This window comes from Phyllobacterium sp. GQ127, from assembly GCF_059758635.1.
The window spans coordinates 827,281-841,742 of sequence record NZ_JCAXDZ010000001.1 but is presented as its reverse complement, the minus strand read 5'-3'; the positions used below and the strand labels follow the sequence as shown (position 1 = coordinate 841,742).

Here is a 14,462-nt window from a genome sequence, read left to right as displayed (position 1 = left end):
TTGAGTGGTGCACGTTATCTCACGTTATTCTGAAAGGTAAATCCCCATGGCCGAACTTGCTACGCTAGGCATTGAAGCCAAGGCGACTGGCGTTGACCAAGCCGCAAAGGCCATGGACCGCCTCACGGGCGCCGCTCAGCGCGTGGAAGCCGCAACGTCATCAATCGGCCCAACTTCCGCAAAGGCAGGCGCTATGGCCGCGCAGGCAGCCAATGCTCATGCGACAGCACTCAACGCAGAAGCAGCGGCAGCCACCAAGGCAGCCGGTGCCGTGCGTGTCCATACTCAAGCCGCTAACCAAAATGTTCGTGGTAGTGGGGCTGCTGCTGCGAATGTCGGCAATCTGGCAGCACAGTTTCAGGATATCGGTGTTTCGGCAGCAATGTCGATGAATCCCCTCCAGATCGCGCTACAGCAGGGTACGCAGATCAGTGCGGTTCTGGGACCAATGGGAGCAGCTGGAGCGCTCAAAAGCCTTGGCAATGCCTTCCTTTCGATCATTTCGCCAGTAAGTCTCGTGACGATTGGTTTGGTCGCGGCAGTCGCTGCTGGTCTGCAAGTGGTCAATTGGGCAAAGCTTGGCGCTTCCGCACTTGTCGGGCTCGCCGACAGTCTTCAGGTGATTGCACCATATGCAATGGGCGCCGCCGCTGCACTTGCCTTGCTTTATGCTCCTGCGATCATCGTTGGCATCGTTCAGGTGATTGCATTGCTAGGCCGCATAGCTGTTGCTGCAACAATCGCAGCCGCAACTATGGCCGCTGCAAATCCCGGCTTGGCTTTCGTCTTGGGCGTAACCGCTGCTGTCGCAGCAGCCAACCTTTTCCGGGATGAACTCACCCAGATATTCGGCGTTGATATCGTCAAAGCTGCCAAGGATGGGGTGAACTTCATCATCGGAGGGTTCGTCGGTGGCTTCAATGCGATCAAGACAACTTGGAAGCAACTGCCGGGTGCGATCGGTGATGTGATCTATCAGACGGTCAACGCGACAATCAAAGGCGTTGAGTCCATGATTAACGCCGTCGTCAAACTCATGAATGAATACATCGGCGGGCTTTACAATAGCGTTGGCGGCTTGGCCAAGAAGGTGGGCGTAGATATCGGTTCGTTCACCGGCGTGGGCGAGGTGTCGTTCGGCACAGTGGCCAATCCTTATGCTGGATCGGCAGACCAGACGGCGACCGCAATCACGAAGGCCATGAGTGGGCAACGAAGGACGCGCCTGCTCGCTATTCCACCGATCTCGAACTAGCGGATGGAAATCGTCGTCTCGCATCCGGTGTAATTTTTGAGGCCGTTCCATTCGCGGTTCAAGTTCAACGTCTTATGAAGCTGCTGATTGAGGAAGATCGCCGTTTTCGGGTTCATTCGTTCTATCTGCCGCCGGATGCATGGGCGCTTGAGCCGAATGACGTTGTTTCTTGGACATCTGCCCGGAATGGATACATCAACAAGAAATTTCTCGTCGTCCGTATCGATGGCGAGCGCACGTTTAACCAGCTTGTTGTCCTCAAAGAGATCGACCCATCTGACTATGACTGGTCTACCAGCGAGCAATTGCCGGTATCGGTTGGTCCAATAGGTCCCGTTATCCAGCCTTCACATCCAATGTTTGGTTGGCAAGCACTTCCTGCGGTTTTCAAAGATCAGAATGGTACGGCTCGCCGTCCCTCTATTGAGGTATTCTATGCAGGAGATCAGGACGGTGTAGATCGCATACGTGTTGAGGTGTTCCTGAAAGAAGATGGCAGCCTAGTCTTTGATGGTGAGTTGCCATACGACGCGCCGCTTGATCAGCAATACTCCACGATCCTGAACGGCACATTTTTGCCAAACGAAGAGTATCAGGCCAGAGGAACCTATGTTTCCAATCAGGGAAAACGGTTCTCACCATCTGGTTTGATCGATGTCACCACACCGAATGTTCTGCTGACCGACAAAGATGTTTATCTTCCCGGTATGGTGGACGAAGTCCAGCAAAGCCTCAGAGACAAGCTCGCATTCATTCAGGAAGGTTTGCGGTATCATATCAAAGCAGCACAACAGCTTGACGAGTTCGTAGCAGAACAGAGCGCTCAATCCTTTGCGGACCGTAAGGAGATCTTTTCCACAGTAGGCGCGTTCAAGGCTGAGTACACCGAGACAATCCAGGTTGTTGCCAGCGATACGGCGGCAGCGGTTCTCAAAGTGGAAACGCTGGAAGCCGCTGTCAACGATCCAGTCTCCGGTCTGGCTGCAACGGCGAACATCACCAATACGCTGTCGGTAATGGTCAATGATCCGGGAACGGGCCTGCAAGCAACTTCGAACGCCGTACAGGCTGCCACCGTCACAATAGGCAAGTTCTCAGCGAGTGGATTGTTTCGGTCGGAGCAGGTTGCAACGCATGCGGGTGCGCTATCAACAATTGCCCTCGGGGTTTCGGCAACGGCAGGCGCATTGATGTCTCAGGCCGTCATGTTCCTGAGTGCATTGGCAGGCGGACTGAGTGAGATCGGCTTCCTTGCTGATCGAATTTATATGGTCAATGGATCGGATAAAGCCCGTCCCTTCGTGTTCCAGTCTGGCATTCTTTATCTCGACCAGGTGAAGGTCAATTCACTCTCGGCTCTGTCCGCAACGCTCGGTGCAGTGGATATCAGCCATGCGATTATCGGCAATCTGATCGTCGGCACCTCAAATCTCGGCTTCCGTGCTGTTACTGCAAACGTAAGCTATAGTTTTCCGACGCAGACAGGTACGCAAACGTCATGGACAGTCGGAGCAACCGCAACAACACAAAACCCGGAGCAGGTCCCAGTTTTCTGTGAGTATGGCTTGTTTACGAATGTCAAAAGCACGACGGGCTTCTCCAATTTCGCCGAAGCGAGATGGCGTCACGTTGAAAGCGGCGCCATTCTTAAGCAGGTGTCGAATTTTATCAACAACGCTGGCGAGACGGTTAAGAACGACGTCGGATTCTTCCTGCATGATACGCCCTCGTTGGGCACGAACACGTACGTCTTGGAATATCGAAATCAGACTCAAGGGCCGAACTTTGCGCAGGTAAGTGCCTACGTCAAATCCGTCTGGTGGAAGAAGTAACCAGTAAATTCCGACCTTTCCCAATTGCAACCCGTACCCAACGGGAAGGAGACCCCATGTCATCAATGGTCGAAAAAACAGTCGAAATCACGATAGCCGATCATGCTGAAGAGGCGCTGGCGCTTAACCAGTTCTACCAGCAACGCACGCTTGGCGTTCAGGCTATGCGCCGGACGGAAGCCGAGAAGGTGCGCGTCCTCACAGAACAGCTTGAAACTGCGGAGAAAGCACTATCCGAAGCGATGGCCGAGATTGAGCGGCTTGCTCCTGCAAAACCCGTCGAAGCGCCTGAGAAGCCGAAGAGGGCAAACTAATGGCTATCACCAATCCAGACTATAGCGTCGGCACGGTATCGATCACGGAAAACACCAAGGTGCTGATTGGCGTCGGCACGATGTGGTTGTCTGCTGATCTGGAAAAGGGCGACCAGTTCGGCTTTGACGGCTACGCTCCGGCGCGCATCGATACGATCAACAATGACGGGTCAATCACGTTGCTCGACACGTGGCGCGGTCCGACGCTCGCGACCAGCCCATATTTCATTCGCTATCAGGCTGACGGATCGGGACTGACAGGTCAATCTGTTGCTCTTCGTCGCATGTTGAGCCAGCCGCTGCTATCAGCGTTTGCAGGTCTGTCCGCTGCCGCTGACAAGCTGATGTATTTCACGGGTGCCAACACAATGGCTCTTGTCGATTTCAAAGGATGGGCACGGTCTCTGCTTGGGTTGACGCCTGCCGCCAACAAGGGCATCTATTTCACCGATGCGAACACTGCAGCAACCTATGACATTACCGCTCAAGGCCGCGCCGCACTCGCTAACATAACAGCAGCTGGCAATGCGTTGATCGATGATGTCGATGCCAGTGCAATGCTCACCACATTAGGTGTTTCCACGTATATCAAAGGTCTGTTGGACGATGCCAACGCCGGTGCCGCGCAGACGACGCTTGGAATCTCGACTTTTATCAAGGCGTTGCTGGACGATACGGACGGTGGCGCAGCGCTGGCGAGTTTGGGCATCACCAAGAATCTCATTGGCAACGGGGGATATTACCGCTTTCCAAGCGGGCTCATGATCCAATGGGGAAGCACATTCAATGCAGCATCAGATTTTGCGACAGCATTCCCCGTCGCATTCCCCACTGCCTGTATTGGTGTCTATCACAACCCAAATTTCAATACGGCATCTACCAACGCCTATGTCATCAACACGAGCAACGTCAGTGCATCAACGTTTGATACAAGAGCGCGTGCAATTTCCAACGGCGGTCTCGTGGCAGCGCAGGCCAATCTTCCCTTTTACTGGTTAGCGGTAGGATATTGATCATGACAAAATTCGCAGTGTTTACCGGAGAGGGTTTACCCGCTGGCTTCTATGTGGAAGATATTCATGGGTTCCGAGAGATCGATGGCAAACCAAACCCCGATTGCTTGATCCCTCTTGATGCAATCCAGATCACTGAACAGCAGTGGCAGGCGTTCATTAACAATAATGGCCGGCGGAAATGGTTGGATGGTCATGTCGTGCCTTACGAGCCGCCATCTCCCGAACCCGTCATTCCTGATCGTCTGTCTAGGCGCCAGTTCCGTCTCGCGCTTATCGATGCGGGGCTGCTTGAACAGGTCGAGGCGTGGATTTCAACTCAAGATGTCCGCACACAAGCAGCCTATGCCGACAGCAGCACGTTTCTGCGTACCGATGAAATGTTGCAGCAAGGTTTTAGTGGTCTTGGCTTCACAGAAGCGCAGATTAATCAGTTCTTCACAAACGCCGCGATGCTCTGAGAGCACAACCAGGTGAGCCATCTTAACCTGATCGTTCGCCCTCAGCTCCTGCGCTTGGTTCAGCCGCGGAGAGCCCTTGTGCTTCCATCTCTAAGGTAATTGCCCGATCATACGCCTCAGCTATGGCGGCACTGATAAGTCGTTCCAATTTGTGATGGTAGTCGTCTCGGGCAATCGCATGCGCTTCCACAAGTAGGTCTAAAAGATCAAGCATTCTATCGAGAGCAATGGACATCGCTACTCCTATCAAATTTCGCTGCGATTGGGTGCGAGCCGCATGGGGGTCTTTTGTTATAGCCCGGCAGAGCGACCGGTGGATTCAGCACCGGGTACGGCCGCACTCTGGAAAGAACGCATAGAGCACCACATACGACCGGTGGCACTTCCGTCCCTATGGCCCGGGTCTCAAAGGCGACCTGACAGCACGCACCCAATCAAATTGAATGCTGGCACGGATTGAGCCCGAAGGCTTCATAGCAATTGGTAGCGACTCGTCAAACGAGCGCAACGACAACAACCACAATCAGGAATTGCGGCCCGATCGCTCCGAGTAAGGTAAGAGGGTACCAACTGCGCTGACCCTATAACCCGGTAATTCAATTGTGTTTTTTGGGCTTTCCAGGATCGGAATGATCTGGAACTCGAAATCCGTTCGCATGGTTTTCCGAGCAGGCACGCCCTGCAACAATGGAAACAGCGGACAGTGCAGCGACAATAAGTAGGTACGGCCACACACTGCTCAAATAAGGCTTGTCGTCATCATCCGTCATGACCTTCCCCCTCCCGATAGTGAGGTCTAGCTCGGCCAATATACCACGGAATCGGCGTCAAACCTCGAATTAACCCGCACCGGCGGAGACCATTCCAAACTCAATTGAGGAAAATACCATGAAAGCGAAGTTCCCCGCTGCGCTCGCGGCTGTGCTTGTCCATGAGGGCGGTTATTCAAACCATCCTTCCGATCCTGGTGGCGCTACAATGTGGGGCGTCACACAGCGGGTCTATGATAATTACCGTAAGTCGCAGGGCAAGAAGCCTCAGCCGGTGAAGCAGATAAATTCGGCCGAGCGAGATGCGATCTATCGCAATCTCTACTGGTCACCGATCAAAGGCGATAAGCTCCCGGCCGGGATTGATTACGTTGTCTTTGACGGGGCTGTGAACAGCGGGATATCGCAAGCGGTCAAATGGGTGCAGCGCGCTCTTGGAAACGCCTACAACGGTGCGGTTGATGGTGTTATGGGCGAATTAACGGTCAAGGCAATCCAAGCGGCCAATGATCACGATGCGCTGATTGCCAAAATACTCGACCGGCGTCTTGCCTTCCTCAAAGCGTTGAGGACGTGGAAGACGTTCGGGAAGGGTTGGGGCAATCGTGTCGCCCAGGTAAGGAAGATCGGGCAAGCATGGGCGTCAGGCTCAGTCGGTCCGGCTCCAGTGTTCGTCGCGGATATGGATGCCAAGGCATACCTTGAAGACGCCAAGACAGCGCCGGGCAAAGGTCCGGCAGATGCCGCTCAGGGTGGTGGTGTCGTGTCTACAGTGCTGGCTCAGGCCACAGAACAGCTTACGCCACTGACGAACATTGACTTTGTGGCCAAGGCAGTTGCTGCGCTGACAATAGCCGGTGTCGTCATCTTCATTGGCGGCTTTGCCTATCGCTACTGGTCGAAGAAGAAAGAAGCCGAGCTTCGCGACGCGCTTGATCTTCCGAACAATGCGGTGCCGGCATGACCGCGCTTCTCGCACTTATACCCGGACCAATCAAAACCGTTCTGATCTAGGCACTTGCAGCGTTTGTGCTTGTATCCGGCTCATTCCTCTACGGTAAGCGTGAAGGCCGTCAGGATGTTGCTGTTGAGCAATTGCAATCAAACATCAAAGCAGAGCGCGAAAGGATCGATAGCGATGCGAAAGTACAAAACCTCAGTGATTACGACTTTTGTGTTCAGTCTCTCCGTTCTCGCAGGATGCCAATCGAACCCTGCGAGCAGTTGCGCGGGCTTTAGAGCCGTCAATCTCAATCCGGCGGCTACTGTCGCAGTAATTCAACTGGACCGCCCCGGTGCCGAACGTATCGAGGGCAACGATCAGAATGGCACAAGGCGGAGATGCTGGTAGATGGCTGCGGCAAGTAATAATGACCTGTATCGTGCAATTGGCATTCTAACTGCCACAGTCGAGGGCCTACGCCGAGACATAGATGCTTCAGAGCGAAGAGCCGGCGCTGAAAACCGGGAGGCCGATGAAAAGCGCGCTGTTGTGCATCGACGGATGGATGAGCTCATAGGAGAGGTTGGTGGCATCAAAACAGACATAGCGGCCATCAAGGATGATGTTACGGACGCTAAGGCTGTCACCGATGATGTCAAACGTTGGCGATTGATGGGAATCGGCGCGTTGGGAGTTGTCGGGATCGGCGGAACCGCCCTTGGCGTCAGCCTAGCCAACTCTTTCGAATGGCTCACCCGCGTATTACATAAATAGTCGTAGTGCCAGTTTGACTGCGATGAATGGTGTCATTATCCTGCATGAGCATCATGGCATTGGGGGAATAATGAATTTCACAGCGTCTTCCATCGTCTCGGCAATTTTCTTGATGTTCTCTTTCTCGTTTGAAGCAAACGCACTAAGTCCCGCAACTGAGCATCTGCTACGCACAAAACAATACGAGAAGGCAATGGTGCGCCTCGAACCACTTGCCAGACACGGGGATGCAGAGGCGCAGGCCTATGTTGGCTACCTTTACGAAGGTGGATATGGAGTTTCCCAAAGCTATTCTGATGCTTTTAGCTGGTACGAAAAGTCTGCCAAAAGCGGAGATCCCCACGGGCAATATGCTACTGGTCGACTTTACGCGCACGGGTACGGTGTTAGCCGAGATGTTGCTAAAGCAATTGCATTTTATAATGCATCAGCTGACCAAGGTTTCATTCCAGCCCAAACAATGCTTGGCATTTGCTATGAGATTGGCAATGGGGTTGAGCAGAATTACGAAACTGCGGTTGGTTGGTATAAAAAGGCGGCAGGAAGTGGTTCGGCACAAGCGCAAAACAACCTTGCTGGTTTAATTATCCACGGGCAAGGAATAACAAAAGATATTGTGTATGCAGTTTCGTTGTTTCGCAAGTCTGCTGAACAAGGCTACCCGAATGCCCAGTCTAACCTCGCTCGGATGTATTATTACGGAGATGGGGTGCCTCAGGATTATTCTAAAGCAGCAATGTGGTTTCAGAAGGCTGCAGAACAGAATTTGGCAATCGCGCAGTACAATATTGGTACACTTTATCTGAAGGGGTTAGGGGTGCCGCAAGACATCTTGAAAGCTAAAGAGTGGATCGCCAAGGCGGCATCGCAGGGATTTCCTGACGCTGTCAAAGCGATGCAGACATTGGGAGCTGTGAAACTTTAAGGACTGTGCGCAGCGTTAGATCGGCTGGAACGAATAAAGCGCGATCGTCGCCAAGGAATACCTCCGGATAAAATGAAGCCCGGCGCGCTTTCGGGTGAAAGATGGGGTGCCGGGCTTCATACTGGCGATTTGGTAAAAACCAGCACGGTCAAATGAATACACTGCAGCCAGACGATCAAGCCCCGGCGTCCTCACGGGATGTCGGATCGGGCTGGAGCGTTTAGAGCGTGACCGGCACATAGCATGCGCCTTAACCGATTGAACGTTGTAATGTCGCTCAGGGGGTGTCGTTTCTCAAATTAATTAGACTCAATAAACTCGCCCGCTAGCGAACGTCTATTTAATTGCTCGATCAAGCCGTTTCGGAATTGAGCGACCTCTATTACTCCCAGCTTCATAGCGTCATAGAGGCTACGCTGATCTTCCCGTACTATGCCCTTTTTGTTTGCTGTTTCACTGACAGGTAATCGTTGGAGAACAGTAGCATGTGTGGGTACGGGTGGCAGTGTAGTATCTTTCCGAGGCACGGTTTCATCGTATACGCAAAATAGTCTTCCCAAAGGCTCTCTTGAAAGGCTGTGAATCGATGCAACCTGCACTTTTAGCAAGGCCTGAACAGTTTTCGCTGGCTTCTCAGGCTTTCTGCTGAGTCGTTCGACGACCAGAGTTTCAACATGCTGATCTGTCGCACATTCGCGGAATACGCTTAATCCATCTTCCCGAACATTACGGAGGGACTCACTTAGTAAAACACGAGTGTTAGGGTCTATGTCGCCGGGACTGATTATCAAGCGATAAATGAACTCTGATTTAGAAACGGGACCAGGCGATCCCTTTCCAACAGAAACGCTCTCGCAAGCGCAAGCTGGGTGTAGCATCTCGACTCGATCTGGCTGCTTTCTATCTGTAGATAGGCCGCTCAGAACGCACCGACAACTCTCGCAAAGTGGTGACGTCACGCTTCTAAAGCAAACCCAAACGCTTTTTTGAATTGAGAATGAACACTCGGATCGTCGATAGCGCCTTCCATGCTAAAAGGCGCTTTATTTGGGGAAGAATAGAATATTTCAACCTTCCGGTCGTTCTGAAATATAACCTGCCCGAGTTCATCTCCATCGTGGAACTCTACGACGGCGTGACCATCCCTATCCAGGCCAACCGATGGATCGGGTGCGTAAAATGGAAGGAATTTGATAAACGACATAGCAGAATCTATCGATTGTTGAGAAGGTGCGGCAGCGCCCTCGCCATCGAAGTCGTCGCCCAACGACTTTAACGTACTCAATCGCTCAAGGGCATTCCGGAAGGCAGCAGTTGAAACTACGCTCACTTCACTCGTGGGTTGAAAGACCGTAGTCGAAGCGGTTTGACGCTGGACAACAATTTGTTCTGGCTCGACGAGGCGATAACGATAATCGGGTGCGTGAGCATGCGATATAGTCCCAATGAGGGGCGCAAAAAGAATAGCTGTTGTGGATGTTGCTATTGCACGAGTTGCCAACGTCATTCCATCCCTACACGTATTGCCATTTCTTTATTTAACACTCTCTTACAAAGTTCAATCGAATCTTTGTGCAAACTATCGAGGCGTTTTGTCAATACATCGTTGATCTCATCCTCAATTGCAAGCCCGGTACCTTCAAATCGATCATCTACGGCCGTCATTACCGTTATAGATCGCCTGCCAGCGAATTCTGCAGGTGCTGCTAAATCTTGGGCATCCACATTTACTTGGAACAACCGCTTAAAACCGTCGTCAGAGACTTCGAATTTTCCAGTATGTGAGTGCCATAAATCGGGTGCCAAGAAAACGTGTGCGGAAACTAGATCAGAGTCTTTATTGATAACGTCATCCGCGGAACCCTTAGACTCTTCGCCAAAAAATATAAAGCGGTCGAGGTACTCTAATCTGATGGTCGAAAGCGCCACTGTCGTTAAGCCGATATTGAGAGCCGGCATAAAAAGACGAGTCAAGGTGTCCAGCGTTGGGGACCATCCTGCATATTTCCAAGTTGTATAAGTTAGCGCCTGAGGCTGAATCTGTAGTTGTTCAACCATTTTATTCGCAACGGTGCCTGACGCATCCCTTGTCAACGAATGCTTCTGGAAAATCATTCCATTTACGCTTAAAGGTCTAACCTGAGGTGATGGCCCTTCCACATTGAATTCGAAACCCTGGATGGGCTTGCGGATATTTAAGCCTTGGTCGAATGTTGTACGCTCAAGTTCTCTCACCATTTTCCGATAAGTAAGGGAACTCACGGCCTCGGAGAACCCAATCACCACTGACATAGTTTCAATTGAATGGTCAGGGTTTAGCGGCTTCCACATCTTATCAAAGTTTCCAATTTGTCATTGTTGAATGTCTATGGCATTTTATAATGCCGCCCGCTACACAAACGTTAATGATCTCCATAAATCTGCTGTGCTGTTCGAGCCCTGCGCCTTACCTCCCTTTGCGCCAATTCTCCAGCTTGCCGGTTGGTGGCGGGCGGCCAACCGCCTCGATGTATATGTCGGCTTCTTTAGTGGCCTCAATGAAAGCCATTCGCGCAACGCCGGGTGACAGCTTACCGTCATAACATTCCAACAGCGCATGCTTGGCGATATCGAGCTTTTCGGTATCAGTACCAGGCCACTCATTCACAATGAACTCTGCCGCCTGCGTTATGGAGGTTATCACCTTCATCTTGCCAAGCTGGCGGGTCATTACGGTTACTTCTTTGAAGGGTTTATCTTCCATGAGTCGGTGAACGACTCTTGCGGCGAGTCAGTTCCCGCTTGGCCAGGACGTAAGGTGGTTATGGTCAAGTAAACCATCGGGGGATATAATAAGAAAGTGTACAATTGCGGTCTGTCTTGTGGACCATGAAATCGAGGTTTATCCCTTACCGCTGTCCCTAACCTCTTTCGAATCAATCCTGCCCCGCCTGTTTAACACCTCACGAAGCCAGTGCGGCAAGACGATATCAAACTTACGTCGCAGAAATTTTTCCAACCGGGTGCGCGCCTTAGGCTTCGCCATCAGATGCGGGTTAGGCAGCGAACAGAGATAGTACATATTGATTTCATGTGCCTCACACCAATGGGCGCTTTCATCAATTGAGAATAAGTATCCATCAACCGGCAAAGCGTCTAGCAGCGCAAAGCAATGGTCTTTGGCGCTCGGAAAAAGAAAATTATGGATCTCGATATCCAGCACAGGCAACTGTCTGAGCAGTCGACGCGCGCCGTGCAGCGCCGCGACTTCATGGCCTTCTACGTCGATCTTGAGAAAATCAACATCCCCTAACAACGCATCGTCTAGAGCAATAACCTCTACCGTGAAGTCGCCGTCTGGGGCGTGGATCATCTCGTCGTTCAGTATCACATTGCTGGTGTCGGCTAATACTTTATGGGTGCCGGTTTTGTCGCCTATTGCCTTGCCGTGGGCCGTTATGTTCGGCATTCTATTTAAGACTGCATTCTCTCGAACGACTTGGGCGTTACTCTCCAGTGCATCAAAGGCCGTCACTTTCCCCTTCGGTCCAGTCTTTTGCGCAAACAGCACGGTCATGAGGCCGTGATGCGCGCCGCAATCAACGACGTGAGATCCGGGTTTGACGAAGTGCAAGCATTTTTCACGTAGTAAATTATGGTTATCGTCAACGGTAATATACCATTCGTACCCCACTGCATCGGCGATGGAGAACGGGATTGTTCTATCCCGATATTTGATATCCGCCACGAAGGGATAGTTCATTCCGTTGCCCCATGATATGCCCCTCGATCGAGATTAGATTGAAGTTATCGTTGAATCAATCCGATCGCTTCAATGCACGAATAGTCCGGTGCAGGGTATTCGGGCTTGGGCGAGGGTGGTGTTTCAAACATCAGAACTTTTTCGATAAGATTGGGTCATACTCCAAGGCAAGTATGACCATGACCAACAGGATTATTCCGACGCAAATTACCCCAAGTTGATAGTAGCCGTTCGGCCAAACCACCTTGGACTCTTGAGATTTATCAGCCCACACCGCCTCAATCTCTTCGTCTTGCTTTTCAGACATCAGGTTTCTTCATTAATTTCGACATATGTATTTTGACCGACTCGGCCAAGGTTTCATGATGGCTTCTTAATCCAAGCCAAACTCACAATGTGCTTGATAGTCTTTGTCCTGCGCCAAATTGAAAAGCGTCTTTTTATAACCGGCGCGAGCTTATCATAGGTATCCCAAGTATCAGGTACCTTGTACATTATGTCTGAGGAAAACGTATTCCCATAATCGGCAAAGTAGGTGTAGGGAGCCTCATAATAGTGTGCTGCAAACTCATTGCCCTCGACAGTCAAATCCTCGTCTGTAAACTTCTCATCGCAAGCCGAAATAAACCAATTCCCGGGCGTTATTGTGCGAGTCGTAAGAGCTAAAAGTTCCTCATCGGTATGGATTCCACTTCCTAATCCATTGAGCGTTGCCCAAGCAACAAACATGCCGATGTGCGTTGATGCGGCTGAGGGAGCCAAGGTTAAGGGAAATTCTCCTCCATAATGCCATGAAGCGTCATCGTACTTCATTAGAAATCCATTCGACTACACGCTCCGGAAAAGGCCCGGTTCCCTCGGAAACTACGACAATCATGTGCCATCGCCCGCAAATGCTGTCTCGTTGTAAGCGGGTTCGTTTGCAGCCGCATTAGTATAGAGAACGTGCAGCTCACCCTCGGTTTCATCCGGCACGCCCTTGAAAATGTAGATCTCGCCCAGTTCAGGATGATTGGCACGGACAGCGTCAAATGGAAATTCGTGGGGATCGGCGGATTCGGCAATGGTGATATTCTCTACAATTTCCTCGCCGTGCGATACGACGTTGAATGAACCCGGCAGTTCTTCGACATCGGTCATGTCCGCCTCGACTTCTGCCATGTAATCTTCATCGAAATAGCTCTCGAGGCTGTAGGTTTTCCCGCGAAATCTGACTTTCCAAGGCATGGCCATTCCTCCTAAAGCAAAAGCGGCTCTTCTTCGATCTTCTTTGGTGGCGCTAGAACAACCAAATCGTTGTCGGGTAGCGGGCGCTGTAGCTGTAGCGCTTGCTCGGCCGGCGCATTCATCCAGATATCAAGCTCTTCGCGTGTGCGCAGTATGACGGGCATTGCCTTGGGATGGATCGGCTTCACAACCTCATTGGCGTCAGTGGTCAGGAATGCGAAGATATCAGCCTGAACAGGGCCTTCCTTCTTCTTTCGCATACTGAACCAAGGCGTCCAGATGCCAGCAAACCAGAATAGAGGTTGCTCTTCATTGAGGGCAAACCAGTACAGCGGCAGTTTTTTCGTGACCGGATCGCGCACCTGACCATATTCGGAAAAGCTCGTTGCCGGAACGATGCAGCGGCTTTCTGGCCCCAGCCATCGCCTCCAGTGCGGAGACTTCACATTGCGGATATTGGTAACACCATAATCGACTTCGCCCTTGATAAAGGCCGGAGGCGTTGGCATTCCCCAACGCAGCATTGATACCTCCAGCTCGCCGCTTTCATCCTGGCGCGCGACCGGCGCGGGATAGTCCGGGTAAATATCGAGATTGAAGTCGGTGATGTTTGTCCTGTTTCCGATCCCATTGAAGAGATTGCGGACCGCATCAAAGCCAGTCGATATTTTGTAGAGGTTGCACATGCCTAACGGCCCCATTCATTTTCTTGCTGCGGTGGAGGTGGTGATTCCGCAATGAACCGCTTGATATCGGCCGCAGTGGCTTGCAATTGCGAAGCGGTATCTTCGATGAGCTTGAGAATCTCTTCTAGTTCAAATTGGGCGCGATACACCTGTTCCCGATCGACGTGGATATTGAGGGTAGCATAATCGGGTTTTGTCGAACTTGGACGGATGATTTTGATTGTGCTGCTGCTGCTATGTCCGTGAGTGAAAGTGCAGCGCCATACGACTTCACCACCGAGAATATCATTTTCAAGCGTCTCGAAAAAACCTTTTGGCATTTCAGTCCCCCTGCGGCCGCCCATCACGAGATGATATTCGATCCTTGGTTGCGCGCAAGCGGGCGTTAATCCCGCAATTTGTTCTTGGTGCCGAACATATTGTGTTCCTTATTCCTGCAGCTCCAGACCTGACAGCTCAGCTTCTTCGTCAGCGAGTTTATGCGAACATGCGCGCCGTATTTCCATTGAAGGGAATCCCG

18 protein-coding genes are annotated in these 14,462 nt (G+C 51.7%); 8 read left to right on the top strand and 10 right to left on the bottom strand.

From position 1 onward, the window contains the following. Positions 1 to 46: 46 nt before the first annotated feature. The 5 genes from AC6CHM_RS04300 (at position 47) to AC6CHM_RS04280 (ending at position 4,875) form a co-directional block, all read left to right on the top strand. Positions 47 to 1,255: a phage tail length tape measure family protein gene (locus AC6CHM_RS04300; protein ID WP_498172120.1), complete on the top strand. Its 1,209-nt coding sequence runs from the start codon at positions 47 to 49 to the stop codon at positions 1,253 to 1,255. A gap of 74 nt (positions 1,256 to 1,329) precedes the next feature. Next, positions 1,330 to 3,087 carry a hypothetical protein gene (locus tag AC6CHM_RS04295; RefSeq protein ID WP_498172119.1) on the top strand — a complete coding sequence of 586 codons (1,758 nt, stop codon included), beginning with the start codon at positions 1,330 to 1,332 and terminating at the stop codon, positions 3,085 to 3,087. A 56-nt stretch (positions 3,088 to 3,143) separates the two neighbouring features. Continuing rightward, positions 3,144 to 3,401, top strand: a complete 258-nt coding sequence (locus AC6CHM_RS04290; RefSeq protein WP_498172118.1) for a hypothetical protein — start codon at positions 3,144 to 3,146, stop codon at positions 3,399 to 3,401. Then, positions 3,401 to 4,414 carry a gp53-like domain-containing protein gene (locus tag AC6CHM_RS04285; RefSeq protein ID WP_498172116.1) on the top strand — a complete coding sequence of 338 codons (1,014 nt, stop codon included), beginning with the start codon at positions 3,401 to 3,403 and terminating at the stop codon, positions 4,412 to 4,414. The genes AC6CHM_RS04290 and AC6CHM_RS04285 overlap by 1 nt, the downstream gene beginning before the upstream one ends. Positions 4,415 to 4,416: 2 nt before the next feature. Continuing rightward, positions 4,417 to 4,875 (top strand): hypothetical protein, encoded by a 459-nt coding sequence (locus AC6CHM_RS04280; RefSeq protein WP_498172114.1) that lies wholly within the window; start codon positions 4,417 to 4,419, stop codon positions 4,873 to 4,875. A 22-nt stretch (positions 4,876 to 4,897) separates the two neighbouring features. Here the strand turns inward: AC6CHM_RS04280 and AC6CHM_RS04275 are convergent, their stop codons facing one another. After that, on the bottom strand, positions 4,898 to 5,110 hold the full coding sequence (locus AC6CHM_RS04275) for a hypothetical protein (RefSeq protein ID WP_498172113.1): 213 nt from the start codon (positions 5,108 to 5,110) through the stop codon (positions 4,898 to 4,900). A 653-nt stretch (positions 5,111 to 5,763) separates the two neighbouring features. On the opposite strand from AC6CHM_RS04275, the gene AC6CHM_RS04270 reads away from it, so the two are divergent. From AC6CHM_RS04270 to AC6CHM_RS04260, 3 genes are all read left to right on the top strand, one after another. Next, on the top strand, positions 5,764 to 6,609 hold the full coding sequence (locus AC6CHM_RS04270) for a glycoside hydrolase family 108 protein (protein WP_498172112.1): 846 nt from the start codon (positions 5,764 to 5,766) through the stop codon (positions 6,607 to 6,609). Between the two features lie 387 nt (positions 6,610 to 6,996). Beyond that, positions 6,997 to 7,362 (top strand): DUF1515 family protein, encoded by a 366-nt coding sequence (locus tag AC6CHM_RS04265; protein ID WP_440806147.1) that lies wholly within the window; start codon positions 6,997 to 6,999, stop codon positions 7,360 to 7,362. A gap of 22 nt (positions 7,363 to 7,384) precedes the next feature. Then, the gene (locus AC6CHM_RS04260; RefSeq protein WP_498172111.1) at positions 7,385 to 8,287 is read left to right on the top strand and encodes a tetratricopeptide repeat protein; all 903 of its coding nucleotides are present in this window, start codon (positions 7,385 to 7,387) and stop codon (positions 8,285 to 8,287) included. A gap of 955 nt (positions 8,288 to 9,242) precedes the next feature. Here the strand turns inward: AC6CHM_RS04260 and AC6CHM_RS04255 are convergent. The 9 genes from AC6CHM_RS04255 to AC6CHM_RS04215 form a co-directional block, all read right to left on the bottom strand. Continuing rightward, positions 9,243 to 9,794 (bottom strand): hypothetical protein, encoded by a 552-nt coding sequence (locus tag AC6CHM_RS04255; RefSeq protein ID WP_498172109.1) that lies wholly within the window; start codon positions 9,792 to 9,794, stop codon positions 9,243 to 9,245. Next, on the bottom strand, positions 9,791 to 10,618 hold the full coding sequence (locus AC6CHM_RS04250) for a hypothetical protein (protein WP_498172108.1): 828 nt from the start codon (positions 10,616 to 10,618) through the stop codon (positions 9,791 to 9,793). The genes AC6CHM_RS04255 and AC6CHM_RS04250 overlap by 4 nt, the downstream gene beginning before the upstream one ends. A 115-nt stretch (positions 10,619 to 10,733) precedes the next feature. Next, positions 10,734 to 10,997, bottom strand: a complete 264-nt coding sequence (locus AC6CHM_RS04245; RefSeq protein ID WP_498172107.1) for a DUF982 domain-containing protein — start codon at positions 10,995 to 10,997, stop codon at positions 10,734 to 10,736. A 171-nt stretch (positions 10,998 to 11,168) separates the two neighbouring features. Continuing rightward, complete coding sequence (locus AC6CHM_RS04240; RefSeq protein WP_307278022.1) at positions 11,169 to 12,029, bottom strand: FkbM family methyltransferase; 861 nt, start codon at positions 12,027 to 12,029, stop codon at positions 11,169 to 11,171. Between the two features lie 130 nt (positions 12,030 to 12,159). Continuing rightward, on the bottom strand, positions 12,160 to 12,336 hold the full coding sequence (locus tag AC6CHM_RS04235; protein ID WP_498172105.1) for a hypothetical protein: 177 nt from the start codon (positions 12,334 to 12,336) through the stop codon (positions 12,160 to 12,162). Positions 12,337 to 12,389: 53 nt separating this feature from the next. Beyond that, complete coding sequence (locus AC6CHM_RS04230; protein WP_440810581.1) at positions 12,390 to 12,842, bottom strand: DUF7832 domain-containing protein; 453 nt, start codon at positions 12,840 to 12,842, stop codon at positions 12,390 to 12,392. Positions 12,843 to 12,902: 60 nt separating this feature from the next. Next, entirely contained in the window at positions 12,903 to 13,256 is a 354-nt protein-coding gene (locus tag AC6CHM_RS04225) for a hypothetical protein (protein ID WP_440810579.1), read from the bottom strand. Positions 13,257 to 13,267: 11 nt separating this feature from the next. Next, entirely contained in the window at positions 13,268 to 13,942 is a 675-nt protein-coding gene (locus AC6CHM_RS04220; RefSeq protein ID WP_498172102.1) for an SOS response-associated peptidase, read from the bottom strand. A 2-nt stretch (positions 13,943 to 13,944) separates the two neighbouring features. After that, complete coding sequence (locus tag AC6CHM_RS04215; protein WP_440811029.1) at positions 13,945 to 14,262, bottom strand: hypothetical protein; 318 nt, start codon at positions 14,260 to 14,262, stop codon at positions 13,945 to 13,947. Positions 14,263 to 14,462: the final 200 nt, after the last annotated feature.

What these genes read in the sequence shown, in the direction of transcription:
- AC6CHM_RS04300 (WP_498172120.1), top strand. Translation starts at nt 47, where the DNA reads ATGGCCGAACTTGCTACGCTAGGCATTGAAGCCAAGGCGACTGGCGTT.
- AC6CHM_RS04295 (WP_498172119.1), top strand. Translation starts at nt 1,330, where the DNA reads ATGAAGCTGCTGATTGAGGAAGATCGCCGTTTTCGGGTTCATTCGTTC.
- AC6CHM_RS04290 (WP_498172118.1), top strand. Translation starts at nt 3,144, where the DNA reads ATGTCATCAATGGTCGAAAAAACAGTCGAAATCACGATAGCCGATCAT.
- AC6CHM_RS04285 (WP_498172116.1), top strand. Translation starts at nt 3,401, where the DNA reads ATGGCTATCACCAATCCAGACTATAGCGTCGGCACGGTATCGATCACG.
- AC6CHM_RS04280 (WP_498172114.1), top strand. Translation starts at nt 4,417, where the DNA reads ATGACAAAATTCGCAGTGTTTACCGGAGAGGGTTTACCCGCTGGCTTC.
- AC6CHM_RS04275 (WP_498172113.1), bottom strand. Translation starts at nt 5,110, where the DNA reads ATGTCCATTGCTCTCGATAGAATGCTTGATCTTTTAGACCTACTTGTG.
- AC6CHM_RS04270 (WP_498172112.1), top strand. Translation starts at nt 5,764, where the DNA reads ATGAAAGCGAAGTTCCCCGCTGCGCTCGCGGCTGTGCTTGTCCATGAG.
- AC6CHM_RS04265 (WP_440806147.1), top strand. Translation starts at nt 6,997, where the DNA reads ATGGCTGCGGCAAGTAATAATGACCTGTATCGTGCAATTGGCATTCTA.
- AC6CHM_RS04260 (WP_498172111.1), top strand. Translation starts at nt 7,385, where the DNA reads ATGAATGGTGTCATTATCCTGCATGAGCATCATGGCATTGGGGGAATA.
- AC6CHM_RS04255 (WP_498172109.1), bottom strand. Translation starts at nt 9,794, where the DNA reads ATGACGTTGGCAACTCGTGCAATAGCAACATCCACAACAGCTATTCTT.
- AC6CHM_RS04250 (WP_498172108.1), bottom strand. Translation starts at nt 10,618, where the DNA reads ATGTGGAAGCCGCTAAACCCTGACCATTCAATTGAAACTATGTCAGTG.
- AC6CHM_RS04245 (WP_498172107.1), bottom strand. Translation starts at nt 10,997, where the DNA reads ATGACCCGCCAGCTTGGCAAGATGAAGGTGATAACCTCCATAACGCAG.
- AC6CHM_RS04240 (WP_307278022.1), bottom strand. Translation starts at nt 12,029, where the DNA reads ATGAACTATCCCTTCGTGGCGGATATCAAATATCGGGATAGAACAATC.
- AC6CHM_RS04235 (WP_498172105.1), bottom strand. Translation starts at nt 12,336, where the DNA reads ATGTCTGAAAAGCAAGACGAAGAGATTGAGGCGGTGTGGGCTGATAAA.
- AC6CHM_RS04230 (WP_440810581.1), bottom strand. Translation starts at nt 12,842, where the DNA reads ATGAAGTACGATGACGCTTCATGGCATTATGGAGGAGAATTTCCCTTA.
- AC6CHM_RS04225 (WP_440810579.1), bottom strand. Translation starts at nt 13,256, where the DNA reads ATGCCTTGGAAAGTCAGATTTCGCGGGAAAACCTACAGCCTCGAGAGC.
- AC6CHM_RS04220 (WP_498172102.1), bottom strand. Translation starts at nt 13,942, where the DNA reads ATGTGCAACCTCTACAAAATATCGACTGGCTTTGATGCGGTCCGCAAT.
- AC6CHM_RS04215 (WP_440811029.1), bottom strand. Translation starts at nt 14,262, where the DNA reads ATGCCAAAAGGTTTTTTCGAGACGCTTGAAAATGATATTCTCGGTGGT.